We start from the raw sequence: 20,094 nt of genomic DNA, 5'->3' as shown, positions 1-20,094 counted from the left end.
AGTCTCAAAGGCACACGGAGAGGAAACACCATGAAGAAACTGCTCATTGCGATGATGACCACGGCAGCGGCGCTGTCCATGGCCGTCACGGCGGAGGCGGCCGACAAGCTGAAGGCGTGCTGGGTCTATGTCGGCCCGATCGGCGATTTCGGCTATTCCTACCAGCACGATCAGGGGCGCCTGCACGCCGAAAAGGAGCTCGGCGACAAGATCGAGACGGCCTATCTCGAAAACGTTTCGGAAGGCCCTGACGCCGACCGCGCCTTCGAGCGCCTGGCTCGCGAAGGCTGCAAGATCATCTTCGGCACCTCGTTCGGGTTCATGGACCCGATGGTGAAGGTCGCCAAGAAGTTCCCGGACATCAAGTTCGAGCACGCCACCGGCTACAAGACCTCGGAGAATCTCGGCGTCTACAACGCCCGCTTCTACGAAGGCCGCTATGTGATGGGCCAGATCGCCGCCAAGATGTCGAAGACCGGCGTCGCCGGCTACATCGTCTCCTTCCCGATCCCGGAAGTGGTGATGGGCATCGACGCCTTCATGCTCGGCGCGCAGTCGGTCAATCCCGACTTCAAGCTCAAGATCGTCTGGGTCAATTCCTGGTTCGATCCGGGTAAGGAAGCCGACGCCGCCAAGGCCTTGTTCGACCAGGGTGCCGACATCATCACCCAGCACACCGACTCGACCGCCGCCCTGCAGGTGGCCGAGGAGCGCGGATTGAAGGGCTTCGGCCAGTCTTCCGACATGATCAAGTTCGCGCCGAACGCACAACTGACCTCGAACACCGACAACTGGGGCCCGTACTACGTCGAGCGCCTCAAGGCGGTTCTCGACGGCACCTGGAAGACGGACAATGTCTGGCTGGGCATCAAGGACGGCGCGGTGGAACTGTCGCCCTTCACCAACATGCCCGACGACGTGAAGGCCATGGCCGAAGCCACCAAGAAGAAGATCGCTGACGGCTGGAACCCCTTCACCGGTCCGGTCTTCAAGCAGGACGGCTCGCAGTGGCTGAAGGACGGCGAAGTGGCCGACGACGGCACGCTTCTCGGCTTGAACTTCTACGTCAAGGGCGTGGACGACAAGCTGCCTCAGTAAGCAGGCTGCATCAGAAAGCAGGAAAGGGCGCCGGGTGGCGCCCTTTCTTTTGATCGTCCTAGTAATTTACCCGCTGATCGTTGAGATCAGACCGCCTGACCGTAAAGATCGTAGGCGTCGGCGCGGTCGATCTTGACCGTCACGATGTCGCCGGCCCGCACCGGGCGGCGCGACTGGATATGCACGGCGCCATCGATCTCAGGCGCGTCGTATTTCGTGCGGCCCTTCGCGGCGGTGCCGTTGGCCTCGTCGACGATGACGGACAGGCGTTTGCCGACCTTCTTCTGCAACTGCGCGGCCGAGATCTTCTGCTGGCGCTGCATGAAGCGATGCCAGCGGGCCTCCTTGACCTCCTGCGGCACCGGCTCCAGACCCATGTCGTTGGAGCGCGCGCCGGCAACGGGTTCGTACTTGAAGCAGCCGGCGCGATCGATCTTCGCCTCGTCCAGCCAGTCGAGCAGCATCTGGAAGTCTTCCTCCGTCTCGCCGGGGAAACCGACGATGAAGGTCGAGCGGATGGCGAGGTCAGGACAGGTCTCGCGCCATGAGCGGATGCGTTCCAGCGTCTTTTCGCCGTGCGCGGGCCGCCGCATATTCTTCAGCACCTGCGGGGAGGCATGCTGGAAGGGGATGTCGAGATAGGGCAGGATTTTTCCGTCCGCCATCAACGGAATGACGTCGGCGACATGCGGGTAGGGGTAGACATAGTGTAGCCGCACCCAGATGCCGAGCTTACCCAGTTCCTCCGCGAGGTCGAGGAACTTCGCCCGCACTTCGCGTTCGCCGAACAGCGACGTCTGGTACTTGATATCGATGCCGTAGGCGCTGGTGTCCTGCGAGATGACGAGCAATTCCTTCACGCCCGCCCTGGCCAGCTTCTCGGCCTCGCGCAGCACGTCCGCAGCAGGGCGTGAGACGAGATCGCCGCGCAGGGCAGGGATGATGCAGAAGGTGCAGCGATTGTTGCAACCCTCTGAAATCTTGAGATAGGCGTAGTGGCGCGGCGTGAGCTTGACGCCTTGCGGCGGCAGCAGGTCCACAAACGGATCGTGGGCCGGCGGCGCCGCTTCATGCACCGCCTCCATGACGCTTTCATAGGCCTGCGGCCCGGTGATGGCGAGCACGTTGGGGTGCTTGTCACGGATCAGGTCGGGCGTGGCGCCCATGCAGCCGGTGACGATGACCTTGCCGTTCTCCTTCAGCGCCGTGCCGATGGCACCGAGCGATTCCTCGCGGGCGGAATCGAGGAAACCGCAGGTGTTGACGACGACGAGGTCGGCGCCGTCGTGCTTGCGCGCGATCTCGTAGCCTTCCGCTCGCAGCCGCGTGATGATGCGCTCCGAATCCACGAGCGCCTTCGGGCATCCGAGGCTGACGAAGCTGACGCGAGGGGCTGACATCGGCGGGAAACTTTCAGTTTTTCTGGAAACCGCGGCGCAGTACCACAGTTTTTGCCGCTTGTAATTCGTAGCGTGAAAGGATGCGCCGGCTCAGCCCACGACGCCGTTCACATGCGGCCAGACTTCCAGCGCACCGCGATAGATCATGTCGAGCGCCACGTAGAGGATGATGAGCAGGCCGATATAGGCGATCCAGCGGTGGCGGTGCAGCAGCTTGGCGATGAAGGATGCGGCGAGGCCCATCAATGCGATGGACAGGATGAGGCCGATGATAAGCACGGAGAAATGATCGCGCGCGGCGCCGGCGACGGCGAGCACGTTATCCAGCGACATCGACACGTCGGCGATGACGATCTGCGTGGCGGCCTGCATCAGGGTCTTGCGCGGCGCGCGGCCGGCGACCGTCTTGTCGTTGTTCAGGTCGGCATCCGACAGCGCTTCCGTCGCTTCATGCTCATCTTCGTGCGAAGTGCGCAGTTCGCGCCACATCTTCCAGCACACCCACAGAAGCAGGATGCCGCCTGCCAGCAACAGGCCGACTATGGCAAGCAGCTTGACGGTGATGGAGGCAAACAGGATGCGCAGTACGGTGGCGGCAAGGACGCCGATCAGAATTGCCTTCTTGCGCTGATCGACCGGCAGGCCGGCCGCGGCAAGACCGATAACGATGGCATTGTCCCCGGCAAGGACGAGATCGATGGCGATGACCTGAAGGAGTGCCGCGAAACCCGCTGCGGTAAAGACTTCCATCGTCCAGGGCACCCCAAGGTTGTCGTGTCAGTGTTTCAATCGGCTACTGCTTCGCCTTGCCCCCTGTCAAGGAAGTTGACGGCCCCGCCCGCCGTGCGAGACTACAGGGGGATGTTGTCGTGCTTCTTCCAAGGGTTCTGCAAATCCTTGTTGCGCAGCATGCGAAGCGCCCGCGCCACCCGGCGCCGCGTCGAATGCGGCATGATGACCTCGTCGACATAACCGCGCTCGGCCGCCACGAAAGGCGACAGGAAGCGATCCTCGTAGCGCTTGGTATGAGCGGCGATCTTGTCCGCGTCGCCGATATCCTTGCGATAGATGATCTCGACCGCGCCCTTGGCACCCATCACCGCGATCTGAGCCGTCGGCCAGGCGTAGTTCATGTCGCCGCGCAGGTGTTTCGATGCCATGACGTCATAGGCGCCGCCGAAGGCCTTGCGCGTGATCACAGTCACCTTCGGCACCGTGGCCTCGGCATAGGCGAACAGAAGCTTGGCGCCGTGCTTGATGAGGCCGCCATATTCCTGCGCCGTGCCCGGCAGGAAGCCCGGCACGTCGACGAACGTGACGAGGGGGATGTTGAAGCAGTCGCAGAAGCGCACGAAGCGCGCCGCCTTGCGGCTGGCGTCGGAATCCAGAACGCCCGCCAGCACCATCGGCTGGTTGGCGACGAATCCGACCGTGCGGCCCTCGACACGGCCGAAGCCGGTGACGATGTTCCTGGCGAAGGACGGCTGGATCTCGAAGAAATCACCTTCGTCGCAGGTCTTGAGGATCAGCTCCTTGATATCGTAGGGTTTATTGGCGTTCTCCGGGATCAGCCGGTCGAGCGACATATCGTGCTCGGTGATCGGCTCGTAGCATTCGACTTCCGGGATTTCGGCCGTGTTCGACGCCGGTAACAGATCGACCAGCCGGCGCATCTGCAACAGCGCCTCGACGTCGTTGTCATAGGCGCCGTCGGCGATGGAGGATTTCGTCGTGTGCACGGAAGCCCCGCCGAGTTCCTCGGCCGTCACCGTCTCGTTGGTGACGGTCTTCACCACGTCCGGCCCGGTGACGAACATGTAGGACGTGTCGCGCACCATGAAGATGAAGTCGGTCATCGCCGGCGAATAGACGTCGCCGCCGGCGCAGGGGCCCATGATCAGCGAAATCTGCGGGATGACACCGGAAGCCAGCACGTTGCGCTGAAAAATTTCGGCATAGCCGCCGAGCGCCGCCACGCCCTCCTGGATGCGGGCGCCGCCGGCGTCGTAGAGGCCGATGATCGGCGCGCGGTTGCGCAGCGCCATATCCTGCACCTTCATCACCTTCTCGGCGTGCGCTTCCGAAAGCGAGCCACCGAACACGGTGAAATCCTTAGCGAAAAGATAGACCGGGCGGCCGTTGACCGTGCCCCAGCCCGTAACGACGCCGTCACCGGCGATCTTCATTTTCTCCATGCCGAAGTCGGTCGAGCGGTGCTCGACATACATATCGAACTCCTCGAACGAACCCTCGTCGAGGAATATCTCGATGCGTTCCCGCGCCGTCAGCTTGCCCTTCTTGTGCTGGGCATCGATGCGGACCTGACCGCCTCCCGCGCGCGCCATGGCGCGGCGGCGCTCGAGTTCCTGCAACACGTCTTTCATGATGTCCTCCGGGGCGGGTCCTGTCTTGGTAACCACAGGGCGCAGCCTGTGCAAGCGCGGCTTTTGTCCTAGGTCCGGCGTGTTTCGTCAGGCGGGTTTTGCTGCGTTGCAACATAATGCCCTTGCTTTCCGTCGCCGACTCCTCCATATGCACAGGCACAAGGCGCTTGGGCCGGCGAAGGAAGCCGGCTTTCTCTTGAGATTGAGACTGGTTGCGTCTGTTTCCGCCCCGAGAAGATCGGCCGGCGGAAAAGCCCCGCGGCGGGATGCCGTGGGCACGACAGCGCAGCCGAGCGGACAATGCGTCCGCCGCCTTGTCGTTCACAAAATCCATTGCATCCGGCGGGTTGCGCCCCGCCGCGATCCTGTTTGCGGCCATGAGACCGCTTGAAAGAAGAAACGTTTTGACCAACGAAAACAATGCGGAGCCGACAGGCTTCGCCGCACTCGGAATTTCCGGCCAGCTTTTGAAGGCCACTCACGCCGCCGGCTTCACCGAACCGAAGCCGATCCAGGTCGAGGCCATTCCGGCCCAGCTGGAGGGCCGCGACGTTCTCGGCATCGCCCAGACCGGCTCGGGCAAGACGGCCGCCTTCGCACTGCCGATCCTGTCGAAGATCATGGCGCTCGGCACCAGGCGCCGGCCGAAGACGGCGCGCGCGCTGATCCTTGCACCCACACGCGAGCTCGCCGTGCAGATCGAAGATACCATCAAGATCCTGGCCAAAGGCGCGCATGTCTCCACAGCCCTGGTACTCGGCGGCGTCTCCCGCTTCAGCCAGGTCAAGCGCATCGCGCCCGGCGTCGATTTCCTCGTCGCCACGCCCGGCCGCTTGACCGACCTGGTGCGCGAGAAGGACGTCGATCTCTCCGACACCACCTGGCTGGTGCTGGACGAGGCCGACCGCATGCTCGACATGGGCTTCATCAACGATGTGCGCCGCATCGCCAAGGGCACCCATCCGGGCCGCCAGACGGCGCTGTTCTCGGCCACCATGCCGCAGGAGATCGCCGACCTCGCCAAGGGCCTGCTGCGCGACCCGCTGCGTGTCGAGGTCGCCCCGCAGGGCACGACGGCTGCGGAAATCAAGCAGAGCGTCATCCTCGCCCGCACAAAGCAGAAGCGTCGGCTGCTGTCCGCCATGCTGGCCGACGAGGCGATGCGCTCCGTCATCGTCTTTGCCCGCACCAAGCACGGTGCCGACCGTGTCACCAAGGATCTGGAGCGCGACGGCTTTGAAGCCGCCGTCATCCACGGCAACAAGAGCCAGAATGCCCGCCAGAAGGCGCTCAACGGTTTTCGCGACGGTTCGGTGCGCATTCTGGTTGCGACGGACATCGCCGCGCGCGGCATCGACGTGCCCGGCATCAGCCATGTCGTCAACTTCGACCTGCCGGACGAGGCGGAAAGCTACGTCCACCGCATCGGTCGCACAGGCCGCAATGGGCAGGACGGCGTGGCGATCACGCTAGTCGACCCGACCGAGAACGCCAAGCTGCGCCAGGTCGAGAAGATCATCCGCATGAAGCTGCCGGTGATCGCCGATCATCTCGGCGAGCCAGACCCCGCACGCGAACCGCGCCAGGACGGCGAGCGCCGCCTGGAGGCTGCCAACGACCGTCGGCCGCAGCCGCAGGGCCGCAAACCCGGTAATGGCGGACGGAACGAAAGCCGCGGTGAAGCCGGACAGGGCGAGCGTCGTGAGGGCGGGTTCGGCAAGAAGCGCTTCGGCGGCAAGCCGAACGGAAAGCCGGCCTTCGCCAAGAAAAGCGGAGCCGAACGTCCCGTCGACAACGGCAACGCCAAGCCGTTCCGCGGCAAGAAGCGTTTCGGCGGTCGCAACCGGCCGGCGCGCGCGGCCTGACCTGTCGCCCGACATTTCCCGGCGAGATGCGGTTCCTCAGGAACGCGGGCGTCTCGTCCGGGGAAGGCTCGGCCGCGTTTTCCAGCCTGTGAAAGCCGTGATGAGCCGATGGCGAAGCGAACTGGGCAGCAGCGCCAGTCCCTTCAGCCCGTAGACCAGCCGTCCCGGAAAGGCGATTTCGAAACCGCCGCTTGCGATGCCCTTGCGGATACGGTGTGCCGCATCGCCGGCCGCCATCAGGGCGGGGAGCTTGAAATTGGTCCTCTGCGTCAGCGGCGTATCGATGAAGCCGGGATTGACGACCTGAAGGCGGATGTTGACGCGGTCGAAATCGAACCGCAGCGACTGCGCCATGGCGTTGAGGGCGGCTTTGGTCGCGCCGTAGGCGGCTGTGGTCGGCCAACCGAAATAGGCGCTGATCGACCCTATCATGACCACCTGGCCCTTGCCGCGCTGGCGCATGCGCCCGGCGACCGGCACCAGCCCATGCACGACGCCCATGACGTTGACGTCGAAGCTGCGGCTGAACTTACGCACCGAGAGATTTTCCCCGGACACCGGCACGTAGGCGCCGGCATTGAAGACGGCGAGCACGATCGGCTCGCCGCTCGCTTCAATCGCATCGACGGTGGCCGCCATGCCCTGTTCGTCGCAGACATCGCAGGGGTAGGAGAGGACGCGGCCCGGCAGATCCCTCGTTTCCTCGATCAGGGAATCGATGGGGTCTTCCTCCCGCGCCGTGACGGCGACGGTGAACCCTTCCGCGGCGAGCTCTCTGGCCAGCGCACGGCCAATCCCTGAACTACCGCCGGTAATCCAGGCAATGCCGTCCTTCGGGCTGGCCCGGTAGAGTGCCATTCGCTGTCCTGCTGAAGGTTGCCCCACAAGTGCTCTAGCCGGGGACAAGGCGGAAGGAAAGGATTTTTGCCGCGACAAGGATCAAGTCACCACAAGAACGCCTCCAGTGGGATTCCATGGATAGCCATGCCACTGGTCCAGAGAAAATCCTTCCTTGAAACCGCCGCCTCAGGTTTTTAGACCTGTGGTATTGCAGCACGGAAGGAAAAAACATGCATCGTTCGGTTATCGAGGCGATCGGCAACACGCCGCTCATTCGGCTGCGGCGAGCATCGCAAGCGACCGGCTGCGAGATTCTCGGCAAGGCCGAGTTCATGAATCCCGGCCAGTCGGTCAAGGACCGCGCCGGCCTGTTCATCATCCGGGACGCCGAGAAGCGCGGCCTGCTCAAGCCCGGCGGCGTCATCGTCGAAGGCACGGCCGGCAACACCGGCATCGGCTTGACGCTGGTGGCCAAGGCGCTCGGCTACCGGACCGTCATCGTCATTCCCGAGACGCAGAGCCAGGAAAAGAAGGACACCATCCGCCTGCTCGGCGCCGAATTGATCGAGGTCCCGGCGGTCCCGTACAAGAACCCGAACAACTACGTGAAGCTTTCCGGCCGGCTGGCCGAGCAGATGGCGAAGAGCGAACCGAACGGTGCGATCTGGGCCAATCAGTTCGACAACGTCGCCAACCGCGACGGCCATATCACCACCACCGCGCAGGAAATCTGGGACCAGACCGGCGGCAAGGTCGATGGCTTCGTCTCGGCTGTCGGTTCGGGCGGCACCCTGGCCGGCATCGCCGCCGGCCTGCGCGGCCATAGCAAGGACGTGAAGATCGCCCTTGCCGATCCGCTGGGAGCAGCGCTCTACAATTTCTACACCGACGGCGAATTGAAGTCCGAAGGCAGTTCCATCACCGAGGGCATCGGGCAGGGGCGCATCACCGCCAATCTCGAAGGATTCCAGCCGGATTTCTCCTACCAGATCAAGGACGAGGAGGCGCTGCCCATCGTCTTCGACCTGATTCAGGAAGAGGGGCTTTGCGTTGGCGGCTCGACCGGCGTCAACATCGCCGGAGCCATTCGTCTGGCGCGGGAACTCGGCCCCGGCCACACCATCGTGACCATCCTGGCCGACTACGGCACTCGCTACCAGTCCAAGCTGTTCAACCCCGAATTCCTGCGCGGCAAGAACCTGCCGGTACCGACCTGGATGGAAGGCAAGAGCGACATTTCGGTTCCGTTCGCGGAGACGCCGTGATGGCGTTCCGGACCGAGGCGCTGTTTCGCGACGACGCCTACCTGAAAACCACCGAGGCTGAAGTCGTAGCGCTGACCGAGCGCGGCGGCATCGTGCTGGACCGCACGATCTTCTATGCCACGTCGGGCGGCCAGCCGGGCGACACAGGCTCCTTCGAACGCACCGATGGCGGCCGCGTCGCCATCGCCGCCACCGTGACGGGCGAAACGAAGGAGGAGATCATCCATCTGCCGGTGGACGGGCAGGCGTTGCCCGTGGTCGGCGAAAAGGTGAGGCTCTCCATCGACTGGCCGCGCCGACATCTCCTCATGCGCATGCACGCGGCCTGCCATCTGCTCAGCGTCGTCTGTCCGTTCCCGATCACCGGCGCTTCGGTCGCCGAAAACGACTCGCGCGTCGATTTCGACATTCCCGATACCGGCTACGCCAAGGAAGAGGTGACGGCGCGGCTGATGGAACTGGTCCATGCCGACCACCCGATCTTCATCCGCTGGATTTCCGACGAGGAATTCGCCGCCAATCCGGGCCTCGTGAAATCGAAGAACGTGCGCCCGCCAAGCGGCACTGGCCGCATCCGGCTGGTCTGCATCGGCGAGAACGCCACCGTGGACAGCCAGCCTTGCGGCGGCACACATGTGGCGAGCACCGGCGAGGTGGGCGAAATCCACATCGGCAAGATCGAGAAAAAGGGACGCGAGAACCGCCGCTTCCGCATCAGGTTCGGACCGCCACCGGTGAATTGATCCATACCCCGGCTCCTGTGTATGAAGAAGCCTGAAGCAGGAGAACGCACATGGCCGAGGACAGCCCCTTCACCGTCCACGCCGACTGGCTCGAACAACGGCTCGGCCAACCGGGACTGAGCATCGTCGATGCCTCGTGGTATCTGCCCGCGCAAAAGCGCGACGCCCGGGCCGAATACGAGGCCACGCACATTCCCGGCGCCGTGTTCTTCGATCAGGACAACATTTCCGATCCGGACTCGCCCTTGCCGCATACGCTGGCGTCGCCGCAGCATTTTGCCCAGTATGTCGGCGCCAGAGGCATATCGGCCGACGACACCATAGTCGTCTACGACGGTCCCGGTTTCTTCTCGGCGCCGCGCGCCTGGTGGATGTTCCGCATCATGGGCGTTTTCCAGGTCTTCATCCTCGAAGGCGGACTGGACGGCTGGAAGGCGGCGGGACGCAAGGTCACCAACGAGCAAACCAGGATCGCCCCTTGCGTCTTCCACGCGGATTTCGACGCCGGGCGCGTTGCCGGTCTGGACGACATGCGCCGGATCGTCGAGGCCGGTGAGGTCCAGGTGGCGGACGCCCGCTCGCCTGGCCGCTTCGCCGGCATCGATCCGGAGCCGCGCGCTGGCGTGCGTGGCGGCCATATGCCTGGCGCCCGTAACGTGCCGGCCTCCGCGCTTTCGGAAAACGGCATGCTCCTGCCGAAGAGTCGGCTGAGGGAAATTGTCGAAGGCGCCGGCATCGACCTGTCGCGTCCGGTCGTCACCTCCTGCGGTTCCGGCATCACAGCGGCTGCGATCACGCTTGCACTGGAAACGCTCGGGCACACCGATAACCGGCTCTACGACGGGTCGTGGACGGAATGGGGTGGTCGCACTGACACGCCGGTGGCGACCGGACCGGCCACGGCAGGCAAGAAGTGACGAAAGCAGCGATGGACACGCCCGAACCCATTCAGGTGACGGTCACTTTCCTGGAGATGGCGACGCCGCCAGCGCATTACCCGCCGCTGCCCTACGGCCGACAGATCGCACTGCTGCGCACGCACGACATACCGCTGCACTTCTATCGCTACCTGCTGGATCGGGTGGGACGCAAATGGCACTGGGTCAATGCGCTCAGGCTCTCCGACGAGGAACTGGTGGCGGGCCTGCACCGCGAGGATCGCGACATCCGCGTGCTTTATCTCGATGGCGCTCCCGCCGGCTTCTTCGACGTCAAGCCGCACCTGCCGCAAGAGGCCGATCTTGCCTATTTCGGCATGATGGAGCACGCGACGGGACAGGGGCTCGGCCGCTGGTTCCTCGGTGCCGCCATCGAGGCCTGCTGGTCGCATGGGCCGAAGCGGGTCACGGTGCAGACCTGCACCCTCGACCATCCCGCAGCCCTTCCGCTCTACCAGAAGCTCGGCTTCCAGCCCGTCGCGCAGAAAAAGGAAGTCGTCCAGCCGATGACGTTCACCGAGCGCTCGCAAAGCGTGATGCGGTAACCATTCCTTAACCATATCGGGTCAGGATTGATCCTGACCGTCATCGACCTGTAACATTGATGCAGTAGACGGAAAGCGTCGAGGAAATGCCGACCGCGGATGAACCGGCGGCGCCACGACGGACGAGGAAGCGGGGCTTTTGCTCCGCTTTTTTGTTGCCCACTTTCGACCCATGCCCCAAAAAGAAATTGCCCGCCGGAAACCGGCGGGCAACAGGGAGTTGGCTGTATTTGGCGGTCAGGCCGCGAGAACGGCTTTCGGCTCTGCCATTTCATAACCGAGCGATTCGGCAACGGCTCGGTTGGTGATCTTGCCCTTGTGAACGTTCAGGCCGTTGCGCAGGTGCTGGTCGTCGACGATCGCCTTCAGCCCCTTGTCGGCGAGCTGGAGCCCGTAGTGCAGGGTGGCATTGTTGAGCGCATGGGCCGAAGTGACCGGCACGGCGCCCGGCATGTTGGCCACGCAGTAGTGGATGACGCCGTCGACCTCATAGGTGGGGTCGGCGTGGGTGGTGGCATGCGACGTCTCGAAGCAGCCGCCCTGGTCGATGGCGACGTCGACGAGCACGGAGCCCTTCTTCATGCCTGACAGCATCTCGCGGCTGACCAGTTTGGGAGCTGCGGCGCCGGGGATGAGCACCGCACCGACGACGATGTCGGCGGAGAAGCATTCCTCTTCCAAAGCCTCCACAGTCGAATAGCGGGTGTGGACTCGGCCGTTGAAGAGGTCGTCGAGCACACGCAGGCGCGGAATCGAACGGTCGATGATGGTGACGTCGGCTCCGAGGCCGGCCGCCATCTTGGCCGCCTGCAGGCCGACGACACCGCCGCCCAGCACCGTAACCTTGCCCGGCAGCACGCCCGGGACGCCGCCGAGCAGCACGCCGCGGCCGCCATTGGGCTTCTGCAAGGCCGTGGCGCCGGCCTGGATGGCGAGGCGGCCGGCAACCTCCGACATCGGCGCCAGAAGGGGAAGCCCGCCGCGATCGTCGGTCACGGTCTCGTAGGCGACAGCCGTGACGCCCGAGGCGATCAGCCCCTTGGTCTGCTCCGGATCAGGCGCGAGGTGGAGGTAGGTATAGAGGATCTGGCCTTCGCGGAGCTGCGCCCACTCGCCCGGCTGCGGTTCCTTCACTTTGACGATCATGTCCGACTTGGCAAACACCTCCGCCGCCGTCCTGGCGATCTGCGCACCCGCCGCGCGATAGGCGTTGTCATCGGCGCTGATACCGGCGCCGGCGCCCGTCTCGACGAGCACTTCATGGCCGTGCGCGACATATTCGCGGACAGAACCGGGAGTCAGGCCGACGCGGTATTCGTTGTTCTTGATTTCCTTGGGGCAACCGACGCGCATTGCTTTAGTCTCCTCCTGCAGGCCGTTCAGGCCATTTTCTGTATCAACGCATTGGACCATGAAAACGCCCGCATGTGTTTGCGAAATAAGCTTGCATGACGAGCTTTGGATCAATAATCCTTGCGCGAAATTGGAAATTATTCGCAGGATTCACGAAGAATGGCGCTTGATAGGATCGATATCGCTATTCTGGACACACTCCAGAAGGATGGCCGCATTCCCAATGCCGCCCTTGCCGAGAAGATCGGCCTGTCGCAATCGGCCTGCTCCCGGCGGCTCGACAACCTCGAAAAGTCGGGCACCATCCGCGGCTATCACGCCCGTCTTTCCAACGCGGCGCTCGGTCACCAGATGACGGTGATCGTCCATATATCGCTGTCGGGCCAGTTCGAGAAGACGCTGTCCGACTTCGAAGCGGCGATCAAGCGCTGCCCGAACGTCCTGTCGTGCCACTTGATGTCGGGCGAATACGACTATGTGCTGCGCATCGCCGCCCGAGACCTTGCCGACTACGAGCGCATCCACAAGGAATGGCTATCGGCCATGCCGCATGTGACGAAGATCAATTCGTCCTTTGCGTTGCGCGAAATCGTCGATCGCACCGCGCTCGGCCTGAAACCGGAGATGGCCTGACCGCTGTCAGGCCCGGAAAGCTTCGCTGACGAAGCGGTTCATCGGAATATCGTACTGCTGCGGATAGATGGTCGGAATGCGCTGCAATTCGTAGCCGATGCCGATGACCAGCGGCTTGCGCGGCATCGCCGCCAGCGTGCGGTCGTAGAAACCGCCGCCGTAGCCGAGGCGATAATTGTCCGGATCGATGCCGACGACGGGCGAGATGACGATATCGGGCAGGACCGGGTCGCCCTGCGACGGGATTGGGATGTTCCACACGCCCTTTTCCAGCGGCTCGCCCGTCTTCCAGGCGCGGAAGACCAGCGGCCGGCCTTTCTCGACGACGAGCGGCAGGGCGGTGCGGCCGCCGCGCGTATTCACCGAAGCCATCCATGGCCTCATGTCCGGCTCGCCGCGGAACGGCCAATAAAGGCTCACCATCTTGCCGGCGACGTCGCCGATCACCGCATCGAGCCCCTCGGCGATACGGGCTGCCATGGCCGCACGCGCGTCGGCCGACACGGCCAGGCGTGCCTGGATCAGCCGTTCGCGCTCGGCCTTGCGCCAGCGCCGCACCTCGGCCGGCATGGTCGCCGGAGCGCGGAAGGCCGGATCCAGCTCATGCATGAAGCAGGGCGGCGAGGCGTATTGTGCCGGTATGTCGTCGTCGCTTGTTGCCATCTTCGCCTCCCGTTCGTCACCCGAAGCCTATGCCTCCGTCAATGGCGGCGGTTGTCCTATTGCGACATAGGGGCTCGTGTCGGCAGCGCAAAAGCCGTTCTGGCTGGGCGATGCAAAATGCGCTAAAAAGCAACTGGATGTCTTGCTGGTGGCGAACCCCGAGGGATTTCCGGCATGCGCTACGTCATCGTCGTCGTCGGCTTTGCAGCCTTTCTGATCTGGGACGGAGTTTATAACGACAGCCACTACATCGACGCCGGCGTCAGAAGCCTGCGGCACGTCGTTGGCTACGTCGCCAGGTAAGCGTGACCGGCCCCGTATCGACACAATCGCCTAACGAAAGCCGAGGCACGAAAGAACCGTCACCACAACCACGCCGACAACACCGGCATAGAGCGCGTACTGCATTGCAATCTCCGAATTTGGACGAGTTCTCGGAGCTTGTTAGCCGAGCAGCGGCCCGGCCACTTTGATCTGGCGCAAATTTGCTGTTCCGGTCGGAACGCGCTTGCGAAACAAGCGGTTGCGCTGGCGGTGCCACGATAATGGCCGAGCCGCGAGCATTCGAAGGCCAGAACCATCCCCGGCGATTGAGGCCAAAGTGGCCGGCGAGATAATTAAATCATTGTAATCTTGCGCCTATTCTCACCTCAGGACGTTGTCTCTCCACAATGCTGCTGAAATCGCGGCGCCAGTGGTCGCGCGAGTCCATGGCCACGCCATAGAAAAGCAGGAGGGCTACGCCGTGCATAAGAGGATCATTGCGGGCCTGGTTGCCATCGCCCTCGTGCTAGGTCTGGTCGTCGTGGTGGGTCCCGGAATCGCGGCGCGCTATCGGTCCGGTCAGGCGTCAGTCCAAAATGTTCAAGCAAAGAGCGGCCCGAGACCGACCGCAGTCGTCACGGCGGCGGCCGAAACAACGGACTTTCCCGTCATGCGCACCACCACCGGGTTCCTGTCGTCGCCTGCGGTGGTCGATATCGGCTCGCGCATATCCAGCCAGATCATGGAAATTCCGGTCAAGGACGGCCAGACGGTCAAGCCGGGCGACGTGCTGTTCAGGCTCGACGACCGCGCCCTCAAGGCGCAACTCGCCAAGGACCGGGCAGGCCTGGCCAAAGACCAGGCGGCGGCCGTCAGTGCGCAGGCCGATCTCGACCGGGCACGCGATATCCTTGCCAAGGGCGCCGGCACCCAGCAGGCTTACGACGAGCAGCTTGCGACCACCAAAGGGCTGGAAGCGGCGGTGCAGGCGGATCAGGCCGCCATCCAGGTCGACCAGGTACAGCTTGCCTATGCGACGATCGCCGCTCCGACCTCCGGACGCCTCGGCCTCATCAACGCATCGGTCGGCGATCTCGTCGGCTCGGGCAATGGCCAGTCGGGCGCAGGCTCGGGACAGCAATCGAGTTCTTCCCAACCGCTCGTCACCATCACGCAGATGAATCCGCTGACGGTGACCTTCACCCTGCCTGAAACGGATCTCGGCCTTCTGCAGACCGCTATCGCCTCGCCCGGGCAGGCGACGGTGTCGCTTAGCAGCAAGGACGGTGCGCCACTCGCGCAGGGCGTACTGGATTTCCTCGATTCTTCGGTCGACACGGCGTCCGGCACGATCGCCGCCCGCGCCTCGGTGAACAACGCAGACGGCAAGCTGTGGCCCGGCCTTTATGTCGATGTGACGATCCGGTTCGGAACGCTGAAGGACGCGGTGACGGTGCCGACCGTCGCCCTACAAGCCGGTCAGAAGGGACCGTATGTCTTCGTCGTCGGCCCCGATGGCAAGGTCGCCATGAAGACCGTGACGATTGCCATGTCGAACGACCGGCAGACGGCTCTTTCGTCCGGTTTGGGCGCGGGTGAGAAGGTGGTGGTGGAAGGGCAAGGGCGCCTTAAAGACGGCACCCCGGTCACCGAGGACAAGGGAGCGGTCAAGGCGGATGTGACCAAGGCGACCACCGCCGGGGCGGAGAAACGGGGATGATTTCCGAATTCTGCATCCGCCGGCCGGTGGCGACGCTATTGATGTCGATTGCCCTGGTCCTCGCCGGCGCCTTCGCCTACCGGCTGCTGCCGGTGGCGGCACTGCCAAGCGCCGAGTTTCCGGTGGTCAACGTCTCGGCCTCACTGCCGGGCGCTTCGCCCGAGACGATGGCGACCTCGGTCGCCACGCCGCTCATCAAGCAGCTGTCCACCATCGCCGGCATAGACACCATTTCCACCAGCAACACCCTGGGCAACACCTCCATCGCCATCCAGTTCGCGCTCGGTCGCGACATCGACGCGGCCGCCGCCGACGTGCAGGCCGCGCTGGCGCGCACACAGCGCCAGTTGCCGCCGCAGATGACCAGCCCGCCCAGCTATCGCAAGGTCAATCCGGCCGATGCGCCGATCCTCATACTTGCCCTGACAAGCGGGGTTACGCCGCTGACCCAGTTGGACGCTTTCGCGCAGAACGTCATTTCGCCTGCGCTGTCGACAATCGACGGAGTCGCCCAGGTACAGCTTTTCGGCAGCCGCGAATACGCGGTGCGCATCCAGGTCGATCCCAACCTGCTGGCCGCCCGCAACATCTCCGTCTCGCAGTTGCAAGCCGCCATCTCCAACGCCAACAGCCAGACGCCTCTCGGCACACTCAGCGACAAGCAGCAGCAGCTGACGATCACCGCCAACACCGAGCTCGAGAACGCAGCCCAATTCGGCAAACTGGTCATCGCCGATACCAACGGCAAGCCGGTGCATCTGGCCGACGTCGCCCGCGTCATCGATTCCGTCGCCGTCACCACCTCGGGAAGCTGGTACGACGGAACACCGTCCATCCTCATGGCCGTGCAGCGCCAGCCCGACGCCAACACCGTCGATGTCGTGCGGCGCGTCAAGGCGATGCTGCCGAGTTTCGCCGACCAGCTGCCGCCCCAGGCGGACCTGAAAACGCTGAACGATCGCTCCACCTCGATCCAGTCGGCAGTCAGCGACGTGCAGTTCACCCTGACGCTGACAATCATCCTGGTGATCGGCGTCATCTTCCTGTTTCTGCGCCGCGTCGCCGCCACCGTCATCCCGGCGGTCGCCGTGCCGATCTCGCTGATCGCCACGCTGGCGGTGATGTATCTGCTGGGCGCGTCGATAGACAATATCTCGCTCATGGGCATGACGCTGTCGGTCGGCCTTGTCGTCGACGATGCCATCGTCATGCTGGAGAACATCTTCCGGCACATGGAAGAGGAAGGCCTTTCGGCCTTTGAGGCCGCGCTGAAGGGCTCCCGCGAAATTGGTTTCACCATCATCTCGATCTCGATTTCGCTGGTCGCCGTATTCCTGCCCATCTTGTTGATGGGCGGCGTCGTCGGCCGCATCCTCAACGAGTTCGCGCTGGTCGTCACGGTCGCCATCCTGGCGTCCATGGTCGTGTCGCTGACCCTGACGCCGATGCTGTGCTCGCGCCTGCTCCGCGCGCCGAAGAAAAAAACGGGCAAGAAAGAATACGGGCTGGTCCTGCGCGGCTACGGCGCGGCACTCGGCTTCTGCCTGAGGAACACCGCGCTGATCGGCCTGCTCTTTATCGCGACAACGGCCATGTCCATCTGGCTGCTCGAAAGCTCGCCAAAGGGCTTTTTCCCGCAGGAAGACATCGGCCAGCTGTCCGTCAGCACGCAGGCGCGGCAGGACATTTCCTACGACCAGATGGTGGCCTTGCAGACTCGCGTCGCCGCGATCTTTTCCAAATTGCCTTATGTGGCACATGTCGCCCAGTCGGCCGGTTCCAACAATGGCGGCGCGCTGAACAACGGCCGTTTATTCGTAGAGCTGAAGCCGAAGGACCAGCGGCCGCCGCTCGAACAGGTGCTGTCGGAACTGCGTCGCCAGACCAGCCAGGTCGCCGGCATCAACGTCTTCATGACGCCGGTGCAGAACCTCCGACTCGGATCGCGAGCTTCGGCCAGCCAATATCAGCTCGTCGTACAGGCGCTGGACAACGGCACGACGGACGAATGGGCAGGCAAGATAGCCGACGCCATGAGCGAGGACCGCGCGCATTTCGTCGATGTCGCGACCGATCTCAGCAACAACGCGCTGCAGGCAACCGTCAAGGTCGACCCCGACAAGGCGGCTGCGCTCGGCGTCTCCAACGACGTCCTGCGCTCGACGCTCTATTCGTCCTTCGGCACGCAGCAGGCCGCAACCATCTTCGAAAGCGCCGACAGCTATCCCGTCATCCTGGAAGCCGATCCGCGCATTCCGTGGTCGCCGGATTCGCTGCTCGGCCTGAAGGTGGCCGGCGCCAATGGCAATCTCGTTCCGCTCGGCGCCTTCGCCACCGTGGAGCGCACCGCCGGTCCGCTGGCCGTCAACCAGCTCGGCCAGTTGCCGGCCGTGACCATTTCCTTCAACCTGCCGGCGGGCGTGTCTCTGGGAACCAGCACCGACCGCATCGAGGCGATCAAGGCGGAACTGCATCTGCCGCAGACCGTGTCCACGACCTATGCCGGCACGGCCAGGACGTTTCAGGATTCCGCCGCCAACCAGGGCCTGCTCATCCTCGCCGCCATCCTGACGATCTACATCGTGCTCGGCATGCTCTACGAGAGCTTCGTCCACCCGCTGACGATCCTCTCCGGCCTGCCTTCGGCGGTGCTGGGCGCGCTGCTGGCACTGAGACTGGCCGGCATGGACATCTCCATCATCGCACTGATTGGCATCCTGATGCTGATCGGCATCGTCAAGAAGAACGGTATCATGATGGTCGACGTGGCAATCGAGTTGCGCCGCGGCGGCATGCCTCCCGTCGATGCGATCCACCGCGCCTGCCTGATGCGGTTCAGGCCTATCCTGATGACGACGCTGGCGGCGCTGATGGGCACGCTGCCGATCGCGCTCGGCGCCGGGGCCAGCGCCGAATTGCGCCAGCCGCTCGGCGTCGCGGTGGTCGGCGGCCTTCTGGTGTCGCAGCCGCTGACGCTGTTCGTGACGCCGGTCATCTATCTCTATCTGGAGCGCCTTTCCAACTGGCTGGGTCGCGGTTTCGCGCGCCGCGAAGAAGGGGCAGGCGAGACAAAGCCGGCGTAGCGACAGCGCGACCCGACGGCTCCTGGATGTCCGATGCCTGTCGTGCCGGGTAGGGCGGCCTACCGCGAATCTCCCTGGCTCAACCGCACATGGCGCGAACGATCTTCCCGGTTTTCGGATCGGTTTCGATCGTCACCCGCTCCCGCCTGTAATCCATGGTGACACCTTGGCCCGGCTTTATCTGGCGAACGATAGTCGCGCCGGTCAGCCGTTTCGCCCGGCTATCGGTGATCCGGCGCTTGCCGGCCAGTGCCTCGGCCGCCGCCCGGTTGCAGACGCCGGCCTTCGGCGCTGCATTGACGGTCTCGCTTTGACCGACGGCGAAAATCAAGCCGATCACTGCGAGAAAGAGAATTCTGCGTCGATCCATGTCATCACTCCATGGTTTGCACCGTGGCACCATTCGACAGCATGGAAGATGACTGTTTCCTGAACGGCAAACGGAAGCCGCTGACAATGTATGTCTGAGAGGCGGGAACCTGTGCAATCGCCGGATTCCGAGGATTCTGGCGGCAAATGGCTCCCCGGGCCGGATTCGAACCAGCGACCAACCGGTTAACAGCCGGTTGCTCTACCACTGAGCTACCGGGGAACGGAGGCTCGTCGTGCGGGGCAGCCTATAGCAAACCCATTTCGGCTTTGCAAAGCGACAATCCGCATTTTTTTGCAAAGCTTAGCGCTTTTATCCGACAAGCGGCTCGGGCATAAATTTCCGAGCCGAGCTTGCAGTGGCGCAACCGCTGCCCACATTGAGCCTCCATGAAACCGGATAGATCGTCCGAGATGAGTGCAGATATCGAAACGGACGCCATTCCGGCGCGCAAGATCGCCGTTTTCGGCCGCGAATTCACCATGCCGCGTTCGCGTGGCCTGCGCATCGCCATCGGCGTCGTACTGGTTATCCTCGGCATCTTCGGCTTCCTGCCGATCCTCGGCTTCTGGATGATTCCCCTCGGCCTGCTCGTGCTGTCCTACGAATTCGCCATGGTGCGCCGCTGGCGCAGGCGCGTGGTCGTATGGTGGGAACGGCGCCGGCGCCCGCGCGAGTAGGCGCGGAATTGGGTGAGGTAAGAGAATCTTCGCCTTTCCTACGCCTTTCAGGGGAATGTTTCGGTCAGCGGGTTTGCGTTCTTGACTGGCATTGCGGCCCAACCTATTGAGTTCGCCGGAAACGCCGGGAGCGATGAGGCCTCGTGGCGGAGTGGTTACGCAGAGGACTGCAAATCCTTGCACCCCGGTTCGATTCCGGGCGAGGCCTCCAAACGCCCCCGGAATTCCGCGCTTGCTGCAGCGATGCGGC

18 protein-coding genes and 2 tRNA genes are annotated in these 20,094 nt (G+C 63.7%); 12 read left to right on the top strand and 8 right to left on the bottom strand.

The genetic code is table 11. The features are described 5' to 3' along the window. The first annotated feature begins 30 nt into the window (after positions 1 to 30). Positions 31 to 1,098, top strand: coding sequence for a BMP family ABC transporter substrate-binding protein (locus E6C48_RS03220; RefSeq protein ID WP_136353900.1), 1,068 nt, complete (start codon positions 31 to 33; stop codon positions 1,096 to 1,098). Positions 1,099 to 1,184: 86 nt separating this feature from the next. Here the strand turns inward: E6C48_RS03220 and rimO are convergent, their stop codons facing one another. The 3 genes from rimO to E6C48_RS03205 all read right to left on the bottom strand — a co-directional run bounded on the left by rimO (position 1,185) and on the right by E6C48_RS03205 (position 4,882). After that, entirely contained in the window at positions 1,185 to 2,498 is a 1,314-nt protein-coding gene (rimO, locus tag E6C48_RS03215; protein WP_136353898.1) for a 30S ribosomal protein S12 methylthiotransferase RimO, read from the bottom strand. 90 nt (positions 2,499 to 2,588) lie between these two features. Further along, positions 2,589 to 3,248 (bottom strand): TerC family protein, encoded by a 660-nt coding sequence (locus tag E6C48_RS03210; RefSeq protein ID WP_136353896.1) that lies wholly within the window; start codon positions 3,246 to 3,248, stop codon positions 2,589 to 2,591. 101 nt (positions 3,249 to 3,349) lie between these two features. Beyond that, entirely contained in the window at positions 3,350 to 4,882 is a 1,533-nt protein-coding gene (locus E6C48_RS03205) for an acyl-CoA carboxylase subunit beta (RefSeq protein WP_136353894.1), read from the bottom strand. A 404-nt stretch (positions 4,883 to 5,286) separates the two neighbouring features. On the opposite strand from E6C48_RS03205, the gene E6C48_RS03200 reads away from it, so the two are divergent. Continuing rightward, on the top strand, positions 5,287 to 6,747 hold the full coding sequence (locus E6C48_RS03200; protein ID WP_230978645.1) for a DEAD/DEAH box helicase: 1,461 nt from the start codon (positions 5,287 to 5,289) through the stop codon (positions 6,745 to 6,747). A gap of 36 nt (positions 6,748 to 6,783) precedes the next feature. On the opposite strand, the gene E6C48_RS03195 is transcribed toward E6C48_RS03200, so the two are convergent. Then, on the bottom strand, positions 6,784 to 7,605 hold the full coding sequence (locus tag E6C48_RS03195) for an SDR family NAD(P)-dependent oxidoreductase (protein ID WP_136353889.1): 822 nt from the start codon (positions 7,603 to 7,605) through the stop codon (positions 6,784 to 6,786). A 212-nt stretch (positions 7,606 to 7,817) separates the two neighbouring features. Between E6C48_RS03195 and E6C48_RS03190 the strand changes: the two genes are divergently transcribed. Genes E6C48_RS03190 through E6C48_RS03175 form a run of 4 tightly spaced genes read left to right on the top strand, consistent with a single transcriptional unit; the run spans position 7,818 to position 11,078 of the window. Beyond that, positions 7,818 to 8,852 (top strand): cysteine synthase A, encoded by a 1,035-nt coding sequence (locus E6C48_RS03190; protein WP_136353887.1) that lies wholly within the window; start codon positions 7,818 to 7,820, stop codon positions 8,850 to 8,852. Further along, positions 8,852 to 9,595, top strand: a complete 744-nt coding sequence (locus E6C48_RS03185; protein WP_136353885.1) for an alanyl-tRNA editing protein — start codon at positions 8,852 to 8,854, stop codon at positions 9,593 to 9,595. The genes E6C48_RS03190 and E6C48_RS03185 overlap by 1 nt, the downstream gene beginning before the upstream one ends. A 50-nt stretch (positions 9,596 to 9,645) precedes the next feature. After that, on the top strand, positions 9,646 to 10,512 hold the full coding sequence (gene sseA / locus E6C48_RS03180) for a 3-mercaptopyruvate sulfurtransferase (RefSeq protein ID WP_136353883.1): 867 nt from the start codon (positions 9,646 to 9,648) through the stop codon (positions 10,510 to 10,512). Positions 10,513 to 10,523: 11 nt separating this feature from the next. Next, complete coding sequence (locus tag E6C48_RS03175) at positions 10,524 to 11,078, top strand: GNAT family N-acetyltransferase (RefSeq protein ID WP_136353881.1); 555 nt, start codon at positions 10,524 to 10,526, stop codon at positions 11,076 to 11,078. Positions 11,079 to 11,315: 237 nt separating this feature from the next. On the opposite strand, the gene ald is transcribed toward E6C48_RS03175, so the two are convergent. Then, on the bottom strand, positions 11,316 to 12,431 hold the full coding sequence (gene ald, locus E6C48_RS03170) for an alanine dehydrogenase (RefSeq protein WP_136353879.1): 1,116 nt from the start codon (positions 12,429 to 12,431) through the stop codon (positions 11,316 to 11,318). A gap of 159 nt (positions 12,432 to 12,590) precedes the next feature. On the opposite strand from ald, the gene E6C48_RS03165 reads away from it, so the two are divergent. Further along, on the top strand, positions 12,591 to 13,064 hold the full coding sequence (locus E6C48_RS03165) for an Lrp/AsnC family transcriptional regulator (protein WP_136353877.1): 474 nt from the start codon (positions 12,591 to 12,593) through the stop codon (positions 13,062 to 13,064). 6 nt (positions 13,065 to 13,070) lie between these two features. On the opposite strand, the gene E6C48_RS03160 is transcribed toward E6C48_RS03165, so the two are convergent. Next, positions 13,071 to 13,727 carry a 5-formyltetrahydrofolate cyclo-ligase gene (locus tag E6C48_RS03160; RefSeq protein ID WP_136353875.1) on the bottom strand — a complete coding sequence of 219 codons (657 nt, stop codon included), beginning with the start codon at positions 13,725 to 13,727 and terminating at the stop codon, positions 13,071 to 13,073. Between the two features lie 174 nt (positions 13,728 to 13,901). On the opposite strand from E6C48_RS03160, the gene E6C48_RS23010 reads away from it, so the two are divergent. From E6C48_RS23010 to E6C48_RS03150, 3 genes are all read left to right on the top strand, one after another. Beyond that, the gene (locus E6C48_RS23010) at positions 13,902 to 14,030 is read left to right on the top strand and encodes a hypothetical protein (RefSeq protein WP_269142496.1); all 129 of its coding nucleotides are present in this window, start codon (positions 13,902 to 13,904) and stop codon (positions 14,028 to 14,030) included. Between the two features lie 391 nt (positions 14,031 to 14,421). After that, positions 14,422 to 15,711: an efflux RND transporter periplasmic adaptor subunit gene (locus E6C48_RS03155; RefSeq protein WP_330998547.1), complete on the top strand. Its 1,290-nt coding sequence runs from the start codon at positions 14,422 to 14,424 to the stop codon at positions 15,709 to 15,711. Continuing rightward, positions 15,708 to 18,794 (top strand): efflux RND transporter permease subunit, encoded by a 3,087-nt coding sequence (locus E6C48_RS03150; protein ID WP_136353871.1) that lies wholly within the window; start codon positions 15,708 to 15,710, stop codon positions 18,792 to 18,794. Before E6C48_RS03155 ends, E6C48_RS03150 begins: the two co-directional genes overlap by 4 nt. A gap of 79 nt (positions 18,795 to 18,873) precedes the next feature. Here E6C48_RS03150 and E6C48_RS03145 read toward each other — a convergent pair whose 3' ends face one another. Together E6C48_RS03145 and E6C48_RS03140 are read right to left on the bottom strand one after the other, a co-directional pair. Next, positions 18,874 to 19,164, bottom strand: a complete 291-nt coding sequence (locus tag E6C48_RS03145; RefSeq protein WP_136353869.1) for an I78 family peptidase inhibitor — start codon at positions 19,162 to 19,164, stop codon at positions 18,874 to 18,876. 147 nt (positions 19,165 to 19,311) lie between these two features. Continuing rightward, positions 19,312 to 19,386: transfer RNA gene (locus E6C48_RS03140), tRNA-Asn, on the bottom strand. Between the two features lie 191 nt (positions 19,387 to 19,577). Between E6C48_RS03140 and E6C48_RS03135 the strand changes: the two genes are divergently transcribed. Next, the gene (locus tag E6C48_RS03135) at positions 19,578 to 19,844 is read left to right on the top strand and encodes a PGPGW domain-containing protein (protein ID WP_136353867.1); all 267 of its coding nucleotides are present in this window, start codon (positions 19,578 to 19,580) and stop codon (positions 19,842 to 19,844) included. Between the two features lie 137 nt (positions 19,845 to 19,981). Beyond that, positions 19,982 to 20,055 (top strand) — tRNA-Cys (locus E6C48_RS03130). The last annotated feature ends 39 nt before the right edge of the window (positions 20,056 to 20,094 follow it).

It is taken from the genome of Ollibium composti (genome assembly GCF_004801285.1).
Taxonomy (GTDB): domain Bacteria; phylum Pseudomonadota; class Alphaproteobacteria; order Rhizobiales; family Rhizobiaceae; genus Mesorhizobium; species Mesorhizobium composti.
The sequence above is the reverse complement of the archived record's forward strand: the minus strand, read 5'-3'. Positions and strand labels throughout refer to the sequence as shown.